Annotated in this window: 15 protein-coding genes and 1 tRNA gene; 11 read left to right on the forward strand and 5 right to left on the reverse strand. The window is 67.1% G+C overall.

What is annotated here, in order from left to right; all coding sequences use genetic code 11:
* Positions 1-41: 41 nt before the first annotated feature.
* Positions 42-491, forward strand: a complete 450-nt coding sequence (gene dtd, locus BLT73_RS00260) for a D-aminoacyl-tRNA deacylase (RefSeq protein ID WP_090519863.1) — start codon at positions 42-44, stop codon at positions 489-491.
* Positions 492-1,358: 867 nt separating this feature from the next.
* Complete coding sequence (locus tag BLT73_RS00265) at positions 1,359-2,606, forward strand: DEAD/DEAH box helicase (RefSeq protein WP_176804872.1); 1,248 nt, start codon at positions 1,359-1,361, stop codon at positions 2,604-2,606.
* 75 nt (positions 2,607-2,681) lie between these two features.
* On the opposite strand, the gene BLT73_RS00270 is transcribed toward BLT73_RS00265, so the two are convergent.
* Positions 2,682-3,881, reverse strand: a complete 1,200-nt coding sequence (locus BLT73_RS00270) for a multidrug effflux MFS transporter (protein WP_090520873.1) — start codon at positions 3,879-3,881, stop codon at positions 2,682-2,684.
* 177 nt (positions 3,882-4,058) lie between these two features.
* Here BLT73_RS00270 and BLT73_RS00275 point away from each other — a divergent pair, with 177 nt between their 5' ends.
* The 8 genes from BLT73_RS00275 (at position 4,059) to BLT73_RS00310 (ending at position 10,888) form a co-directional block, all read left to right on the forward strand.
* Complete coding sequence (locus BLT73_RS00275; protein WP_090519865.1) at positions 4,059-4,631, forward strand: thymidine kinase; 573 nt, start codon at positions 4,059-4,061, stop codon at positions 4,629-4,631.
* A gap of 80 nt (positions 4,632-4,711) precedes the next feature.
* Positions 4,712-5,386 (forward strand): DUF2270 domain-containing protein, encoded by a 675-nt coding sequence (locus tag BLT73_RS00280; RefSeq protein ID WP_090519867.1) that lies wholly within the window; start codon positions 4,712-4,714, stop codon positions 5,384-5,386.
* 119 nt (positions 5,387-5,505) lie between these two features.
* Entirely contained in the window at positions 5,506-6,648 is a 1,143-nt protein-coding gene (locus tag BLT73_RS00285; RefSeq protein ID WP_090519868.1) for a D-alanyl-D-alanine carboxypeptidase family protein, read from the forward strand.
* A gap of 7 nt (positions 6,649-6,655) precedes the next feature.
* Positions 6,656-7,252 (forward strand): dTMP kinase, encoded by a 597-nt coding sequence (gene tmk / locus BLT73_RS00290; protein WP_090519870.1) that lies wholly within the window; start codon positions 6,656-6,658, stop codon positions 7,250-7,252.
* On the forward strand, positions 7,249-8,340 hold the full coding sequence (locus tag BLT73_RS00295; protein WP_090519871.1) for a DNA polymerase III subunit delta': 1,092 nt from the start codon (positions 7,249-7,251) through the stop codon (positions 8,338-8,340). The genes tmk and BLT73_RS00295 overlap by 4 nt, the downstream gene beginning before the upstream one ends.
* Positions 8,341-8,343: 3 nt before the next feature.
* Entirely contained in the window at positions 8,344-9,150 is an 807-nt protein-coding gene (locus BLT73_RS00300) for a TatD family hydrolase (protein ID WP_090519872.1), read from the forward strand.
* Complete coding sequence (locus tag BLT73_RS00305; RefSeq protein ID WP_090519874.1) at positions 9,147-9,950, forward strand: MBL fold metallo-hydrolase; 804 nt, start codon at positions 9,147-9,149, stop codon at positions 9,948-9,950. The genes BLT73_RS00300 and BLT73_RS00305 overlap by 4 nt, the downstream gene beginning before the upstream one ends.
* Positions 9,947-10,888 carry an AEC family transporter gene (locus BLT73_RS00310; protein ID WP_090519876.1) on the forward strand — a complete coding sequence of 314 codons (942 nt, stop codon included), beginning with the start codon at positions 9,947-9,949 and terminating at the stop codon, positions 10,886-10,888. The genes BLT73_RS00305 and BLT73_RS00310 overlap by 4 nt, the downstream gene beginning before the upstream one ends.
* Before the next feature lie 11 nt (positions 10,889-10,899).
* Here BLT73_RS00310 and BLT73_RS00315 read toward each other — a convergent pair whose 3' ends face one another.
* From BLT73_RS00315 to BLT73_RS00330, 4 genes are all read right to left on the reverse strand, one after another.
* Complete coding sequence (locus tag BLT73_RS00315; protein ID WP_090519878.1) at positions 10,900-11,871, reverse strand: ABC transporter permease; 972 nt, start codon at positions 11,869-11,871, stop codon at positions 10,900-10,902.
* Positions 11,872-11,874: 3 nt separating this feature from the next.
* Positions 11,875-13,173: an ABC transporter permease gene (locus BLT73_RS00320; RefSeq protein WP_090519879.1), complete on the reverse strand. Its 1,299-nt coding sequence runs from the start codon at positions 13,171-13,173 to the stop codon at positions 11,875-11,877.
* A gap of 51 nt (positions 13,174-13,224) precedes the next feature.
* Positions 13,225-14,298 carry an ABC transporter substrate-binding protein gene (locus tag BLT73_RS00325; protein WP_090519880.1) on the reverse strand — a complete coding sequence of 358 codons (1,074 nt, stop codon included), beginning with the start codon at positions 14,296-14,298 and terminating at the stop codon, positions 13,225-13,227.
* Positions 14,299-14,373: 75 nt separating this feature from the next.
* Positions 14,374-15,477 carry an ABC transporter ATP-binding protein gene (locus BLT73_RS00330; RefSeq protein ID WP_090519882.1) on the reverse strand — a complete coding sequence of 368 codons (1,104 nt, stop codon included), beginning with the start codon at positions 15,475-15,477 and terminating at the stop codon, positions 14,374-14,376.
* A 191-nt stretch (positions 15,478-15,668) separates the two neighbouring features.
* Here BLT73_RS00330 and BLT73_RS00335 point away from each other — a divergent pair.
* Positions 15,669-15,755, forward strand: a tRNA-Leu gene (locus BLT73_RS00335).
* Positions 15,756-15,769: the final 14 nt, after the last annotated feature.

The following is a 15,769-nucleotide window of genomic DNA, read 5'->3' on the forward strand; positions in this document are numbered from 1 at the left end:
CGGATGTGGCAGGCAGCGGCATCGCAATCAGAGAGGTCCAGATGCGCGCCCTGATCCAGCGGGTCACCGAAGCCAGCGTCACCGTCGAGGGGCGCACCATCGGCCGGATCGGCCCCGGCCTGATGATCCTCGTCTGCGCCATGCAGGGCGACGACCGCGCGGCGGCGCAGAAACTGGCGGCGCGGGTGGCCAAGCTGCGCATCTTCCGCGACGAGGCCGGCAAGATGAACCGCGCGCTTCTCGACACGGGCGGCGCGGCGCTCGTCGTCAGCCAGTTCACGCTGGCCGCCGACACACGCTCCGGCAACCGCCCCGGATTCTCCGCCGCCGCCCCGCCAGATCAGGGCCGCGCGCTTTATCAGGATTTCGCCGCGGCACTCCGCGATCTCGGCTGCGCGGTGGAAACGGGCGAATTCGGGGCCGACATGGCGGTGGCGCTGACCAATGACGGCCCGGTGACGATCTGGATGGACAGCGCCGATCGGGGCTGAGTCGCCCCGCGGCTGCTTGCGGCCATCGGGCACACCCGGATCGAGCGCGCGCTCACACCCGAAGGCCCCGGTATGAGTATCTGCGACCAGCGGACCGCGGCCCGGTTAAGGTTTCGATCACCAAACCGCATCAATCGACCGGCCGCCAACCCCCTTGCCTCCGTCACGCCCGCGCCCGGAACAGCCGCGCCAGCGGCCAGGGGCTTGCGCCTGCCCGTCCGGGCGGGCTGGCGCTCTGGTGCCGTCAGCCCCCCGACCCCGCGAAGAGATGCGGGTGGCTCCATAAAGCGTGCCGCACATCCCTCGGCGGCGCCATCCCACGGACAGGCGCTTGCCCTCTCGTGCGGGGCAGACTGGCCTGATACCGGCCCGCGCTGCGTGCGATTGAGGCCACCCGGCAGGCAGATCCGCCTTGTGTAAGACGTTTCGTCGCGTGTCAGAAGAACGGTGCACGAACAGTGTACGCGCGGTGTACACCCTGTGCACAGGCTGTGCGGCTGGTTTCGGACCCGCCGGACGGCTTGACTTTTCCGCGCGGAGGCCTCATCTGATCCGCAACCCCGGTCCGCGTGCTGCCGCGTGTGCAGCCAGTCGCGGGCGGGCTTACGAACAGGTTCCCACCCACACGCAGGGGCACCGCCGGGTCACCGTATCGCGACCCGCACCCCTTTCGCGGCCAAGCGCCGCCTGCCGTGCCCGATACGGGTGTGCGGCCGCATGCAAGTGATTGAAATGAATAACGAAAAACGTCGGCCGCGTCGCGGCCAGAAACCCCGCCCGAACCCGCAGCGCGCCCCCCGCGAGGCCGGTGTCGCCGCGCGCCGCGCGCCCGCCCGGGCGCCGGTCGAAACCGGCCCCTTCGCCGAGATGGGGATCGACCCCCGCATCAACGCCAACCTGGCGCCAATGGGGCTGAACGCCCCCACCCCGATCCAGGCGCAAGCCATCCCGCATATCGTTCAAGGCATTGATTTGCTTGGGTTAGCCCAGACCGGCACCGGCAAGACCGCGGCATTTTCCCTGCCCATGCTGACCCGGCTTCTGGCCCATGGCCGCAAGCCCGATCCGCGTTCCTGCCGGGCGCTGATCCTCGCGCCCACCCGCGAATTGGCGACCCAGATCGCCGCCTCGGTCGAGGGCTTTGCCGAAGGCACCCCGATCCGCGCCTTCCGCGTCGTTGGCGGCGCCTCGATCAACGTGCAGATGCAGCGGATCGAGCGCGGCGTGGACGTGCTGATCGCCACGCCCGGCCGGCTGATCGACCTTCTGGACCGCCGCGCGCTCGACCTGTCCAAGACCGAGTATCTGGTGCTCGACGAGGCCGATCAGATGCTGGATATCGGCTTCATCCACGCCCTGCGCCGCATCGCCCGCGAACTGCCCGCCAAGCGCCAGACGCTTCTGTTCTCGGCCACCATGCCGAAGCTGATGGAGGAGCTGGCCAGCACCTATCTGAAGAACCCGGAAAAGGTGCAGGTCAACCCGCCAGGCCAGGCCGCCGAGAAGATCGAGCAGGGCGTGCATTTCGTCAATCAGGGCGATAAGGCGACGCTGCTGGCCGAATATATGTCCAAACATCCTGGCGAGCTGGCCATTGTCTTTGGCCGGACCAAATACGGCTCCGAGAAGCTGGCGAAACTGCTCGACAAATGGGGCTTCTCGGTCGCGGCGATCCACGGCAACAAGTCGCAGGGGCAGCGCGAACGCGCGCTCGCCGCGTTCCGCGAGGGCAAGACGCAGGTGCTGGTCGCGACCGATGTGGCCGCACGGGGTCTGGACATTCCGCAGGTGGCGCATGTCTATAACTTCGATCTGCCGAACGTGCCGGAGAACTATGTCCACCGGATCGGGCGCACGGCCCGCGCCGGTCGCGATGGCCGCGCCGTGGCCTTCTGCGCGCCGGGGGAAATCGGAGAACTGCGCGCCATCGAGAAGGCGATGAAATCGAAGATCCCGGTGATCGGTGGCGAGGCCCCGGCGGAGGAAAAGCCCGCCCCGCGCAGCCGCGGTCGCGGCGGCGCGCCCCGCGCCCGCCCCGGCGGTGAGGCCGCACCGCGCAAGCGCCCGGCCCGGCGCCCGTCGCGGCGGCCGAAAAGCCAGCAGCAGAACGCCTGACCGGCGGCTGGCGCGATTAAACAGGACACCCGCGGACCGCATCGTCCGCGGGTTTTGTGTTGTGCAAGCCGGATGTCAGGCCAGCCGGGGCCCGAACCGCAACCGCGGCAGCGACGCCACCGCGGCCGCCCATGCCAGCAGGGCGCACAGCGCAATCGCTGGCACCATGGTGGCAGCGGTATTGTCCATGAACGGCCCTACGACCGCGATCATCACACCGCCGGTCAGCATCTGAATGGTCCCGCCCAGTGACGAGGCCAGCCCGGCAATATCGGGATGCGGGTCGAGCGACATGACCATCGCCGTCGGCATCACCAGCCCCAGGCAGGCATTCGCCACGAAGAGCCCCGCGATGACCACCGGCAGCGAGTCGAAGCCCGACCAGACCAGCAAGCTCACCACCGACGCCAGCCCCGCAAAGCCGATGATGGCCAGCGAGATCACCCGCTCCATCCCGAAACGCTGCGCCAGCCGCCCGGCGAATTGAGAGGCGGTGAAGAAGCCGATCGCGTTGACCGCGAAAGCCAGCGAGAACTCGGTCGGGTTAAGCCCGTACTGGCTGGTATAGACAAAGCTGGCGGTGGAGAGAAACACGAAGAAGCTCGACATGCCGAACCCGCCGATCATGGTCAGCCCCATGAATCGCTTGTCGGTCAGAAGCCGCCTTGCCCCGGACAGCATCCGCGCCAGCCGCACCGGCTGACGCTGCGCCGCGGGCAACGTCTCGGGCAGCACCAGCACGATCAGCGCCAGGCTGAGCAGTGCGGCCACCGCCAGCACCGCGAAGATCTCGCGCCAGCCGCCCCAGGCCATCACCAGCGAGCCAGTCAGCGGCGCCAGCATCGGAGAGACGGAGATCACGATCATGATCGCCGCCATCATCTTCGCCGCTGCCGGTCCGGTCGCCAGATCGCGGATCACCGCGCGCGGCACCGCCATCAGCGTCGCCGCGCCCAGCCCCTGTACGCCGCGCGCGACGATCAGCCAGCCGATCGTCGGTGCCAGCGCCGCGCCGATCGTGGCCAGCAGGAAGATCGCCACCCCGATGATGAGCGGCGGTTTGCGCCCGACCGCGTCGGCCATCGGTCCGTAGATCATCTGCGCGATGCCGAACACGATGAAATACGCGGTCAGGGTCTGCGCCGCGGCCGCCTCGGTCGTGGCCAGATCCCGCGCCACCTCCGGCAAGGCGGGAAGATACATATCGATCGCAAAGGGACCGACGGCGGAGAGAAGCCCCAGAACAAGGGCCATGCGGAACAGCGGGTCACGCATCGGGTCGAACCTGTCATCTGGAAGTGAAAACGCGCGGCGCAGAATCGCGCCGAAGCCAATTTTGCCGCCCGTCCCGTGCAGTCCTGCCAGCACGCGCGCGTTTTGGCAAGCGATATTCGCGCCTTGCGACAGGCGCGTCATACTTGATGGCGGGCCGGCACGCCGCTATCTGGTCGCATGGCCAAGCTGTATTTCCATTACTCCACGATGAATGCCGGCAAGAGCACGCTGCTGCTCCAGGCCTCCTACAACTACCGAGAGCGCGGCATGGACACGCTTTTGCTGATCGCGTCGCTCGATGACCGCGCCGGGCATGGCCGGATCGGCTCGCGGATCGGCATTTCCTGCGAGGCCACCGCCTTCGGCCCGAATGCCGATCTGTTCGCGCTGATCGACGACGACCCGCGCCCGCTCTCCTGCGTGTTCATCGACGAGGCGCAGTTCCTGTCGCGCGAACAGGTCTGGCAGTTGGCCCGCGTGGCCGACGATCTGGGCATCCCGGTCATGGCCTACGGGCTGCGGGTGGATTTCCGGGGCGAGCTGTTCCCCGGATCGGCCGCGCTGCTGGCGCTTGCGGATGATCTGCGCGAGGTGCGCACGATCTGCCATTGCGGCCGCAAGGCCACGATGGTGATCAGGCGCGGGCCGGACGGCCGCGCCGTGACCGACGGGGCGCAGGTGCAGGTGGGCGGCAATGAAACCTATGTCTCGCTCTGCCGCCGCCATTGGCGCGAGGCGGTCGCCGGCTGAACAGGAAACCGGCAATTTCGCGCGGAACTGCTTGCCGTTAGGGCATTCTCCTGCAAGTTTGCCGAGCAGGGGGGCGCGGCATGGACAGCGAGATCAAGACCAGAAAGAAGCTCGATTCGGCCGAGATCGGGGCGATTGCGCATCTCTATCGTGGCGAGGTCTATCGCTCGACCATCTGGCGCACCAGGCTGGACACGACAACGAACTGGTCGGTGGTGACGCTGGGTGTGGCGCTGTCGATCACCTATTCCGCGCCGCAGGCCTCGCCGCTGCCGCTGGTGCTGGTCGGCATTCTCATCATCTTCTTCCTGATGCAGGAGGCGCGGCGCTATCGCTATTTCAACGTCTGGCGCGCGCGCTGCCGCTGGATGGAGCTGCATTTCTATGCCCCCATGCTGCGCGAGGGGGATCTGCATCTGGAAGAACACTGGCAGGACCGGCTGGCGGATGATTACCTTCATCCGCGCTATCATGTCAGCATGTGGACGGCGGTGGGGCGCCGGATCCGGCGCAACTATATCTGGATCCTGCTGATCCAGACCATCGCCTATCTGGGCAAGCTGATCGTGCACCCAACGCCCCTGCAATCCACGGCGCAATTCCTGGAGCGCGCCTCGATCGGGCCGCTGCCGGGCTGGCTGATCCTGCTGTTGGGCGCGGTCTATTGCGTCACCTGGGGCGTGATCGCCATCATCAGCGCCCGCGACGATGCCGTCCGCGCCCGGAAGCGACGCGATCCGCTGGGGATGGGATAGCGTTGCGCCGCGCCGCCGCAACCGGCGGCCGCATCGCTCGCCCCATCGTTGCGACAGCCGCGCGCATGCGCTACTGCTATCGGAAATTCCGGCGTTCCGCCCAATGACAGGCATTTCCCATGCGCGCAGCCCTGATTTCCGTCCTTCTCCTGCTTCTGCCCCTCAACGCCTTCGGCTTCGAGACCAATGCGCGGACCGCCTGGGTCTATGACGTGGGCACCGGGACGGTGCTGCTGGAAAAGAACGCCGACACGGCCGTCCCGCCCGCCTCCATGTCGAAGCTGATGACGATCTACATGCTGTTCGAGGCGGTGCGCGACGGGCGGTTGCAGATGGATACGCGGCTGCCGGTCTCGACCAAGGCGCGGCAGATGGGCGGCTCGACCATGTTCCTGAACGAACAGGACCGGCCGACGGTGGAGGAACTCATCAAGGGCATCATCGTGCTGTCGGGCAATGATGCCTGCGTGGTCGTGGCCGAAGGGCTGGCCGGGACCGAGGATGCGTTTGCCCGGCAGATGAACGACAAGGCGACATCGCTGGGAATGGACAATTCCAATTTCGTCAACAGCTCCGGCTGGCCCGCGCCCAACCATGTCATGTCGGCGCATGATCTGGGCATTCTGGCCGAGCATCTCATCAATGATTTCCCGGAGCTGTATGAATATTTCGCGCTGACCGAGTTTCCGTTCGACAATCGCGCGCCCGCCAACCGGTTCAACCGCAATCCCCTGCTGGAGTTGGGGATCGGCGCGGACGGTCTGAAGACCGGACACACGGAGGAGGCGGGGTACGGCCTGGTCGGCTCGGCCGTGCAGGGCAATCGCCGCGTGATCTTCGTCGTCACCGGCCTGCCGACCGAAAGCGCGCGCGCCGAGGAAGCAGAGCGGATCGCCGCATGGGCATTCCGCGACTTCACCATGAAGGAGGTCGTGCCGCAAGGCGAGACCGTCGCCTCCGCGTCGGTCTGGCTGGGGGCGAAATCCTCGGTCGCGCTGACCACGCAGAACGGGCTGAACGTGCTGATGCCGGTCGGTTCGGAATCCGGTGTGACGGCGGAGGCGGTCTATTCCGGCCCGATCCACGCGCCGATCAGCGAGGGCGACCGGCTGGGGATGCTGCAGATCCAGATTCCGGGCGTCGGGCCGGCCAATGTGCCCCTGGTCGCGGCCGAGACCGTGGAGGCGGCCGGGTTCGTCGGCCGGCTGCGCAGCGCCGCCATGCGGCTGGGGGGCGAGGCCTGGCAGGCCGCGCGGCAGTAAGCCCCTCATGTTCATCAGCTTTGAAGGCATCGACGGCAGCGGCAAGACCACGCAGGCGCGGCTGCTGGCGGAGACGCTGCGCGGCGAGGGGCGCGAGGTGGTGCTGACCCGCGAGCCGGGCGGCTCGGACGGGGCGGAGCTGATCCGGCGCCTGCTGGTCGAGGGCGGGGCCGAGCGTTGGTCGGCAGAGACCGAGATCCTGCTGTTCAACGCAGCGCGGCGCGATCATCTGGAACGCACGATCCGCCCCGCGCTCGACCGCGGGGCGGTTGTCATCACCGACCGGTTTGCCGATTCGACGCGGGTCTATCAGGGTGCGACGCGCGGCGATCTGACCGAGGCTGTCGAGACCTTGCACGGGCTGATGATCGGGATCGAGCCGGACCGCAGCTTCGTGATCGATATCGACCCGGCGGAGGGTCTGGCGCGCGGTGCTGCGCGCGGCGGCATCGAGGATCGCTTCGAATCGATGGGGCTGGGGTTCCAGCATAAGCTGCGCGACGGGTTTGCGGATCTGGCCCGCGCGCATCCCGGCCGGGTCCGTCTGATCGACGGGCGCGGCACGCCGGACCAGGTCGCCTCGCGCGTCCGGGCGGCGCTATGAGCGAGGATCGGCCCGAATCCGACCGCGTGCCGGGCGCGCCACATCCGCGCCACGCGGCAGGCGTGGTGGGTCACGGCGCGGCGATTGCCGATTTCCTCGGTGCGGCTGAGGCGCAGCGCCTGCATCACGCCTGGCTCGTCACCGGGCCGCGCGGGGTGGGCAAGGCGACGCTTGGCTGGGCGCTCGCCCGCTGGCTGCTGGCGGATGGCCCGCCCGGCGATCTGTCGGTGCCGCCGGATCATCCGGTGGCGCGTCGGCTGGCGGCCTTGTCGGAACCGCGCCTGCACCTGATTCGGCGCGGCTTCGACGACAAGACCGGGCGGCTGCGCGCCGAGATCGGGGTGGAGGATATCCGCGCCCTGCTGTCCTTCTTCCACATGAGCGCGGCGGAGGGTGGCAGGCGGGTCGCCATCGTCGATGCAGCGGACCAGATGAACGGCGCGGCCGCCAATGCGCTGCTGAAATTGCTGGAAGAACCGCCAGCCGGCGGGGTGATCCTGCTGATCGCGCATCAGCCCGCGCGGCTGCTGCCGACGATCCGGTCCCGCTGCCGGGAGCTGCGCCTGTCGCCGCTGACGCCGCAGGAGACGGGCCGGGTCATGGCCGCGCTCGGCGTGGAGGGCGATGCCGACGCGCTGTCGTCGCTTTCGGGCGGATCGGCGGGCGAGGCGCTGCGGCTTGCGGGGCAGGACGGGCTGGAGGTGTACCGCCAGATCGTCGCACTGTTCGCGACATGCCCCCGCTTTGACCGGATGAAGGCGCGGGTGATCGCGGACGCGGCGGGAGGGCGCGCCACGGCGGATGGAGATCCCTTCGATCTGCGCGTGACGCTTCTGGACAGATTCCTGACCCGGCTGGCACGGACCGGGCTGCTCGGCGCGCCCGTGCCGGAGGCCGCGCCGGGCGAGGCGGAGCTGATGGCGCGGCTTTGCCCCGACGCCGCGGCGGCGCGGATCTGGGCCGGGGCGCAGGCGGATCTGTCGGCGCGGGCCCGCGCCGGGCGGGCGGTCAACCTTGACCCTGCGGCGCTCGTCATGGATATGCTCACCCAACTTGCCGGGCTGGCCCCGGCGCACGCGAAAGTCTGACCGATGTCCGTTTCCGATGCCGGCACGGCGGTCCCGATCGTGGACAGCCATTGCCATCTCGATTTTCCCCAGTTCGAGGGCGAGCGTGACGCGCTGATCGCCCGCGCCCGCGCCGCCGGTGTGACCAGGATGGTGACGATCTGCACCAAGCTGCGCGAGGAGCCGCAGGTCCGCGCCATCGCCGAAGCGCATGAGGGTGTATTCTACGCCGCAGGCACCCACCCGATGAGCGTGGCCGAGGAACCGATGGTGGCGGTCGCGGATCTGGTGGCCCTGGCGGATCACCCGAAATTCGTCGGCATCGGCGAGACCGGGCTGGATTATCACTACACCGCCGAAAGCGCGGCCGCGCAGCAGGAGAGCCTGCGCATCCATATCGAGGCGGCGCGGCAGACCGGCCTGCCGCTGATCATCCACGCGCGCGATGCCGATGACGATATGGCCCGCATCTTGACCGAGGAGCATCGGGCCGGGGCCTATTCCTGCGTGATGCATTGCTTCAGCTCCGGCGCGGGGCTGGCCCGCGCGGCGCTCGATCTGGGGTTCTACCTGTCCATGTCGGGGATCGCGGCCTTCCCGCGTTCGGCCGAGCTGCGCGAGATATTTGCCGCCGCACCCATAGACCGGATCGTCGTCGAGACCGACGCGCCCTATCTCGCCCCGCCGCCGCATCGCGGCAAGCGCAACGAGCCCGCCTTCGTGGCGCACACCGCAGCAAAAGGGGGCGAGGTCTTCGGGCTGGATTACGCGGCCTTCGCGGCGCAGACCTCGAAGAACTTCGACCGGCTGTTCAGCAAGGCGGCGGCATGATCCGTGTCACCATCCTCGGCTGCGGCTCCTCGGGCGGGGTGCCGCGGATCGGGGGCAATTGGGGCGCCTGCGATCCGGGAGAGCCGCGCAACCGGCGGCGGCGCTGTTCGATCCTGATCGAGCGGATCGGGGATGCGGGCCGCACGGTTGTGCTGGTCGATACCGGCCCGGACCTGGTGCCGCAGCTTCTGGATACGGATGTGCGCACGCTGGATGCGGTGGTCTGGACCCACGCCCATGCCGACCATATCCACGGCATCGATGATCTGCGCCAGCTTGCCTATAACGCGCGCGCGCGGGTTCAGGGCTTTGCCGATGCGCCCACCACGCGGGCGCTGATGGACCGTTTCGGCTATATCTTCCAGAGCCCGCCCGGCTCGCAATACCCGCCGATCTGCGATCTGCACCCGCTTGACGGGCCGATCCGCATCGATGGTGCAGGCGGGCCGGTGGCGCTGACGCCCTTTACCGTGCCGCATGGCGCGATCACCGCGCTTGGTCTGCGGATCGGGACGGCGGGCGGCGGGATCATCTATTTGCCCGACGTGCAGCATATCCCCGACGAAGCCTGGGAGGTGATCGGCCAGCCGGAAATCTTTGTCTGCGACGCGCTGCGCCACGACCCCCATCCCAGCCATGCCCATCTGTCGCTGGCGGTGGAGTGGATTCTGTCAGCGGGGGCCAAACGCGGCGTGCTGACCAATATGCATATCGATCTGGACTATGCGCTGACCGATGCCGAAACCCCGTCCCATATCACCCCGGCCCATGACGGGATGGTGATCGAGGCGCAGCCGTGACCCAGCTTTTCGATGTCGTGCTGCCGGTATTCCTGGTGGTCGGCTTCGGCTATGCGGTAGCGTGGCGGGGATGGTTTTCGGAGTCTGCCGTCGATGGGGTGATGCGGTTTGCGCAGAACTTCGCCGTGCCGGTGCTGCTGTTCCGCTCCATCGCCACGCTGGATCTGTCGGCGGATTTCGACCTGCCGATGCTGGCCGCGTTCTACGTGGGCGCGTTTGCCTCGTTCATGCTGGGCGCGTTCGGGGCGCGCCGGATCGGGCGGCCGCCGCAGGACGCGGTGGCGATCGGCTTTGCCTGCCTGTTCTCGAACTCCCTGCTTCTGGGTGTGCCGATCACCGAACGCGCCTATGGCGCCGAGGCGCTTGCCGGGAACTGGGCGATCATCGCGGTGCATTCGCCCCTGCTCTATACATTCGGGATCACGGTAATGGAGTTCACCCGCGCGCGGGGCGAGGATCTGTCGGTGGGCCGGGTGGCGCTGCGGGCGCTGACCGGGGTGCTGCGCACGCCGCTGGTGATCGGGATCGTCTGCGGGATCGCGATGAATGTGATGCTCCAGGCCGGTCTGGTGCTGCCCGGCGGGTTCTGGGCCGGGATCGAGATGATGTCGCGGGCCGCCCTGCCCTCGGCGCTGTTCGCGCTTGGCGGGATCCTCTATCGCTACCGGCCCGAGGGCGACAGCCGCGCCATCGCGATCTGCTGCGTGGCGTCGCTGATCCTGCATCCATCGGTCACGTTCGGGCTGGGCCGGTTGTTCGATCTGGAACTGTCATCGCTGCGTTCTGCCGTTCTGACCGCCGCGATGGCGCCGGGGGTGAACGCCTATCTCTTCGCCTCGATCTACGGTGTGGCCAAGCGCGTCGCGGCGTCTGCCGTGCTGGTTGCCACGGCGCTCTCGATCCTGTCGATCTCGGTCTGGTTGCAGATCCTGCCCTGAATCGGTCGCGCTCAGCTTGGCGTGATGCCGCGAATGCGTTCGGATCGGCGCCGCAGGATCTCCACTGTGGCCAGCAGGGCGATGGAGAACACCACCAGCAGCGTCGCCACCGCCAGAATCGCGGGGGAGAGCTGTTCGCGGATGCCGATCCACATCTGGCGCGGGATGGTCTGCTGATCGGGCCCGGCGATGAACAACACCACCACCACCTCATCGAACGAGGTGACGAAGGCAAACAGCGCGCCCGAGATCACGCCGGGCAGGATCAGCGGCATGGTGATGCGGAAGAAGGTCGTCCTCGGGCTGGCGCCAAGGCTGGCCGCGGCACGGTTCAGGGACTGATCGAACCCGATCAGCGTGGCGGTGACGGTGATGATGACAAAGGGCACACCCAGCGTGGCATGCGCCAGGATCACCCCCAGATGGGTATTGGCCAGGCAGCCCCGGTTGGACAAGATCGGCGAGAATGCCTGTTGCAGCCAGGACCCCTCCGGCAGGCAGGCGGAGGAGTAGAAGAAGAACAGCCCCGTCGCGGTGATGATGAGCGGCACGATCATCGGCGAGATCAGCGTCGCCATGATGAGGCGGCGGAACGGCATCTCCGGCCGCGACAGCCCCAACGCTGCAAGCGTCCCCAGCACTGTCGCGAGCGCGGTGGACAGGATGCCGATCAGCACCGAGTTCTTCGCCGCGTTCACCCATTTCGCATTTGCCCACATATCCGCGAACCAGTTCGCATCGCGGGGCGCGTCCGGGCTGGCCATGCCGAAGGTGGCGAGCGTGTCATACCACTGCATCGAGTAGCCCGCCGGATCGAAGGACAGCATCTCGCGGGTGAAGGTGAAGAACCGTGCGGCGTTGAAGCTGAGCGGGATGATGACGAGGATCGGCGCGATCAGGAAAATAAAGATCAGCGCGCAGATCACCAGATAGCTCCGGTGCCAGATCCGTTCCAGCGGTGAGGCGTAGGAAGGCAGGGCCATGATCTATCCCAGTTTCAGATTGTCGATGCCGACCAGACGGTCATAGACCCAGTAAAGGATCAGCACGCCCGCCAGCAGGATCGCCGCAAGCGCCGCCGCCATCGACCAGTTCAGCGTCCCGGTCATGTGCTCGGCAATCATGTTGGAGATGAGCTGACCCGAAGAGCCGCCGACAAGCGCGGGCGTGATGTAATACCCGACCGCGAGGATGAAGACGAGCAGCGCCCCCGCCCCCAGCCCCGGCAGGGTCTGCGGGAAATAGACCCGGCGGAACGCCGTCCAGCTTGTCGCGCCGAGCGAGCGGGCGGCGCGGACATAGGCCGGGTTGATCGTGCGCATCACCGAATAGAGCGGCAGGATCATGAAGGGCAGCAGGATATGCGTCATCGCGATGATCGTGCCGGCCTGATTGTACATCATCGCCAGCCGCCCGCCATCGTCGATCACGCCCAGCCAGACCAGCAGGTCATTCACCACGCCCTGCTGCTGGAGCAGCACCATCCAGGAACTCGTCCGCACCAGAAGCGAGGTCCAGAAGGGCAGCAGCACCAGGATCATCAGCAGGTTGGATTTCCGCATCGGCAGCGTCGCCAGAAGATGGGCGACCGGAAAGCCCAGCAGAAAGGTCAGCGCCGTAATCAGCCCCGACAGCCACAGCGTGCGCAGAAACAGCATGACATAGACCTGCCGATGCTCCGCAACCATCGTGACATTGCCGTCTATGTCGCGCGTCCGGTCAACTGAGGCCAGATAGAACCCGTCCGTGTAAGGCGTCGAGGCCCCGCGCATCGCCGCCCAGATCTCGGCATCGCCCCATTCCGCGTCGATCTCCAGCAGTGCCGCCTGGTAGGGCGGTTCGATCCCGCGCCGGACCTGCCTCCCGGTCGAGGTGAAGAGCGAGCGCGTGCCGGGCACGTCGTAATTGATGCGTGTGCCGACCGTGCCGATGCTGCGCGCCTCGGACGCGGCCAGAAGATCGGCGGCAAGCGCGGTGAATGCCGCCTCGTCTGGCGCGGTGCCGGGTTCGGTGACAGCGAACCAGGCCGAGATCTCGGGCATGTTGGCCGAAAACCCGTCATTATGGACCGAGCGATAGAGAAGCTGGCCGATCGGGATCACGAAGGTGATGACGATGAACGCCAGCAGCGGCGCGACCAGCCAGAAGGCGCGCCGCCGCGCCGCCCGCGATGACCGCGCGAGCGCCTTCTGCAAGGGCTGGCCATCGGCCGTGGTCAGCGGGCCTTCTGAGACGCTGCCGGCCTCGGTGACGATTACCGCATGTGGGTCGAGCGAGCTTGCCATCGGTCCGTCCGGTCTGCCCGGCCGCGCAAACGGCACGGCCGGGCCGTTGCATCAGCCTGCGAGCCAGGCGTTGAAGCGCTCGTTCAGTTCCGAATCGTAATCGACCCAGAAATCGAGATTGGAGCCGAGCGCATTGGTCATGTTTTCCTCGGAGGTCGGCAGGTTCGGGCCCATCGGCTCCTCGGTGCCCTGGATATTGCCGACCATTGCCGCGGCGGACCGGCGCGGGGGCCCGTAGCTGATGAACTCCGCCGCCCGCGCCTGGTTGGCCGGCGCGGTGGAGAAGGCGATGAATTCCAGCGCCTCGTCCATGTTCGGCGCGCCCATCGGGATCACCCAGCCTTCCATCTCATAGATCTGGCCGTCCCAGATGATCTCGAAGGGCTGATCGTCCTGCTGCACCGCATCGAAGATCCGCCCGTTGAACGCATATGCCATCGAGACTTCGCCATCGGCCAGAAGCTGCGGCGGCTGCGCGCCGGCCTCCCACCAGACGACCTCATCCTTGATGCTGTCCAGCTTGGCGAAGGCGCGGTCCACCCCTTCGGCGGTTTCAAGCGTCGCATAGACTTCATCGGCGGGCACGCCATCGGCCATCAGCGCCAGCTCCAGGTTGAACTTCGCGCCCTTGCGCATGGTGCGCTTGCCGGGGAAGGCCTCCAGATCGAAGAAATCGGCCGGCGTGGCGGGCTTCGCGTCCTCGAATTGCGAGTCGTTATAGACCAGCACCATCGAATAGACATCGGTGGCCACGAAGCAATCCGTCACCCCGCCTTCGATATAGTCGTCGGTCGCGGCGGTCCCGTCCTCGGCCGCCTCGAGCGCGGACGCGTCGATTTCCTCCAGCAGCCCCTCGTCGCAGAGCCGCACGGCATCGGCATATTCGACCGAGGCCACGTCCGAGGTCACGTTGCCCGCCTCGACCATGGCCTTGATCGGGGTGGCGGGATTGTCGGCATCCGAGATGTTCACGGCGGTGCCGGTCTCGGCGGTGAAGGGTTTGGCATAGGCTTCCAGATGCGAATTGCCATAGGCGCCGCCCCAGCTGAGCAGGTTCACCTCCTGCGCGGAGGCGCCGAACGCCATGCCACAAAGTGCGGTGGTCAGAATCAGGGTCTTCTTCATGTGAAATCTCCCATTGGATCTGGTCGGCGCATTGGCCGTTATCATTGGACGCGGATCTGCGTCAGGCCGGTCATCTCAGACCGGATCGAGCGCGCGGGCATCCTGCGGATGCCAGCCAACGCGGATATGTTCGCCAGCCGAGAGTTTCGTCTGGCCAAGCGTGTTGCGGAACTTCATCACGAAATCCTCCTGCCCGGCGACCTTCAGCCGCGCGCGCAGAATGTCGCCCATATAGATGACGTCGGCCACCTCGGCGTCGATCGTATGCGCGCCTTCGGCCATCATGCCCGGCTTGAACTCCACCCGCTCGGGGCGGATCGACACGGTGGTGGGCTGGCCGACCTCGCGGATATTCACCGCGGTCGCGTCGATGATCTCGCCATTCGACAACCGCACCGTGGCCTTGTCCCCGTCAAGGCTGGCGATGGTGCCGCCGAGCGCATTGTTCTCGCCGATGAAGCTGGCGACAAAGCTGTTCTGCGGCCGCTCATACAGTTCCGACGGGGTCGCGAGTTGCTGGATCCGGCCATCGTTAAACACGGCGATCCGATCCGACATGGTCAGCGCCTCGGACTGGTCATGGGTGACATAGACCACGGTGATCCCCAGCCGTTCATGCAGCGCCTTGATCTCGAACTGCATATGCTCGCGCAACTGCTTGTCGAGCGCGCCGAGCGGTTCATCCATCAGCACCAGCTCGGGATCGAAGACGAGCGCGCGGGCAAGCGCGATGCGCTGCTGCTGACCGCCGGAAAGCTGGGCGGGGCGGCGGGTCTCGAACCCGGCCATCTGCACCATGTCGAGCGCGCGGCGCACGCGTTCGGCGCGGTCCGATCTGGACAGCCCGCGCACCTCCAGCGGAAAGGACAGGTTCTCGCCCACCGTCATATGCGGGAACAGCGCGTAATTCTGGAACACCATGCCGATCCCGCGCTTATGCGGCGGCACCTGGTTGATGTTGCGCCCGCCCAGCCGGATCTCGCCATGGGTCGCGGTCTCGAACCCGGCCAGCATCATCAGGCAGGTGGTCTTGCCCGAGCCGGACGGCCCCAGCATGGTCAGGAATTCGCCCCGCGCGATGGTCAGGTTCAGGTCTTTGACGACGAGCACCTGCCCGTCATAGCTCTTCTGCACATGGTCGAAGACGACGAAATCGGCGTCGCGGCTCCCTGTCGTCAAATCCGGCTCCCTGTCATGCGTCGTGTTTGTTCTTATCCGCTGCGGGCAGGTTAAGCGGCGCCGCGGCGGATTGGCAACAGCGATGGTGGTCATTCCGACAGCCAAGCCGTCCCTGCCATTTTCGGCGGCAATCCGACGAATCCCCCTTTTCAACCGCGCGTCGAGGCGTTATCTGCACGCGGTGTCGCGATGCGGTCGTGGCGGAATTGGTAGACGCGCAGCGTTGAGGTCGCTGTTCCCTAACCGGAGTGGAAGTTCGAGTCTTCTCGACCGCACCAGCGAAACCCGCGCC

It is taken from the genome of Paracoccus isoporae, from assembly GCF_900101865.1.
Classification (GTDB): domain Bacteria; phylum Pseudomonadota; class Alphaproteobacteria; order Rhodobacterales; family Rhodobacteraceae; genus Paracoccus; species Paracoccus isoporae.

What these genes read in the sequence shown, in the direction of transcription:
- dtd (WP_090519863.1), top strand. Translation starts at nt 42, where the DNA reads ATGCGCGCCCTGATCCAGCGGGTCACCGAAGCCAGCGTCACCGTCGAG.
- BLT73_RS00265 (WP_176804872.1), top strand. Translation starts at nt 1,359, where the DNA reads ATGGGGATCGACCCCCGCATCAACGCCAACCTGGCGCCAATGGGGCTG.
- BLT73_RS00270 (WP_090520873.1), bottom strand. Translation starts at nt 3,881, where the DNA reads ATGCGTGACCCGCTGTTCCGCATGGCCCTTGTTCTGGGGCTTCTCTCC.
- BLT73_RS00275 (WP_090519865.1), top strand. Translation starts at nt 4,059, where the DNA reads ATGGCCAAGCTGTATTTCCATTACTCCACGATGAATGCCGGCAAGAGC.
- BLT73_RS00280 (WP_090519867.1), top strand. Translation starts at nt 4,712, where the DNA reads ATGGACAGCGAGATCAAGACCAGAAAGAAGCTCGATTCGGCCGAGATC.
- BLT73_RS00285 (WP_090519868.1), top strand. Translation starts at nt 5,506, where the DNA reads ATGCGCGCAGCCCTGATTTCCGTCCTTCTCCTGCTTCTGCCCCTCAAC.
- tmk (WP_090519870.1), top strand. Translation starts at nt 6,656, where the DNA reads ATGTTCATCAGCTTTGAAGGCATCGACGGCAGCGGCAAGACCACGCAG.
- BLT73_RS00295 (WP_090519871.1), top strand. Translation starts at nt 7,249, where the DNA reads ATGAGCGAGGATCGGCCCGAATCCGACCGCGTGCCGGGCGCGCCACAT.
- BLT73_RS00300 (WP_090519872.1), top strand. Translation starts at nt 8,344, where the DNA reads ATGTCCGTTTCCGATGCCGGCACGGCGGTCCCGATCGTGGACAGCCAT.
- BLT73_RS00305 (WP_090519874.1), top strand. Translation starts at nt 9,147, where the DNA reads ATGATCCGTGTCACCATCCTCGGCTGCGGCTCCTCGGGCGGGGTGCCG.
- BLT73_RS00315 (WP_090519878.1), bottom strand. Translation starts at nt 11,871, where the DNA reads ATGGCCCTGCCTTCCTACGCCTCACCGCTGGAACGGATCTGGCACCGG.
- BLT73_RS00320 (WP_090519879.1), bottom strand. Translation starts at nt 13,173, where the DNA reads ATGGCAAGCTCGCTCGACCCACATGCGGTAATCGTCACCGAGGCCGGC.
- BLT73_RS00325 (WP_090519880.1), bottom strand. Translation starts at nt 14,298, where the DNA reads ATGAAGAAGACCCTGATTCTGACCACCGCACTTTGTGGCATGGCGTTC.